Source organism: Leucobacter soli, assembly GCF_042659205.1.
GTDB classification, from domain to species: Bacteria; Actinomycetota; Actinomycetes; order Actinomycetales; family Microbacteriaceae; genus Leucobacter; species Leucobacter soli.
This window is the reverse complement of sequence record NZ_JBHSRW010000469.1, coordinates 1-682: the sequence shown is the minus strand read 5'-3', so window position 1 is coordinate 682 and position 682 is coordinate 1. Positions and strand designations below refer to the sequence as shown.

Below are 682 nucleotides of genomic sequence, written 5' to 3'. Positions count from 1 at the left end.
CGGGCTTCGCGGCCCAGCGCCAGGAGGGGCGGCCGCGGCCGTCGGGCTCGCCGTCGATCCGCGATACGTAGCCGTCCTGCCACAGCGCCCGGAGGTGGCCGCGCACGGTGTTCTGGTGCCAGCCGGTCGACTCGGCGAGCTCGGCGATCGACGACGGGTCGCGCTGTGACTCGAGGTCGCGCAGCAGCGCCTCCCGCGTCGGCGAGTGCCGCCGACCGGAGGAGGATCGGCGGGTGTCTGCGGGCTCCCTATTTTTCACACTATATAGTGTAGTAATTAATCGGACATCGAATTCGAGGAAGTGCAATGTCGAGCATCGAGATCCACCGGAACCGCGAGGACGCCGGTGCCGCAGGAGGTACCGGCTGCGCCTGCGGCGGCCACGACGAGGGCACGCCCGAGGTCGACGTGCAGACCATCCCGCACGCGGTGCGGCACGCGGCGATCTTCGGGATGCTCGACGGGATCCGGCCCGGCTTCGCCCTGATCCTCTCGGCCACGCACGACCCGGTGCCGCTGCTGCAGCAGCTCGATGAACGGTCGCACGGCATCTTCGACGTCGAGTACCTCGACCGCGGGCCCGAGCGGTGGCGGCTGCACATCCGCCGCCGCCCGGTCGGTTGAGCGCACCCGCCGAGCAGCTGATGGTCCGCGCCGAGCAGTCGGGGCCGGCGCTGAGCGG

Annotated in this window: 2 protein-coding genes; one reads left to right on the top strand and one right to left on the bottom strand. The window is 71.0% G+C overall.

Annotated features, from left to right (window positions below):
* Positions 1–259 (bottom strand): helix-turn-helix domain-containing protein (locus ACFPZL_RS14005; protein ID WP_382336018.1); only part of this gene is annotated, 259 nt, incomplete at its 3' end.
* A gap of 47 nt (positions 260–306) precedes the next feature.
* Between ACFPZL_RS14005 and ACFPZL_RS14000 the strand changes: the two genes are divergently transcribed.
* Positions 307–624 carry a DUF2249 domain-containing protein gene (locus ACFPZL_RS14000; RefSeq protein WP_218114507.1) on the top strand — a complete coding sequence of 106 codons (318 nt, stop codon included), beginning with the start codon at positions 307–309 and terminating at the stop codon, positions 622–624.
* Positions 625–682: the final 58 nt, after the last annotated feature.

What these genes read in the sequence shown, in the direction of transcription:
- ACFPZL_RS14000 (WP_218114507.1), top strand. Translation starts at nt 307, where the DNA reads ATGTCGAGCATCGAGATCCACCGGAACCGCGAGGACGCCGGTGCCGCA.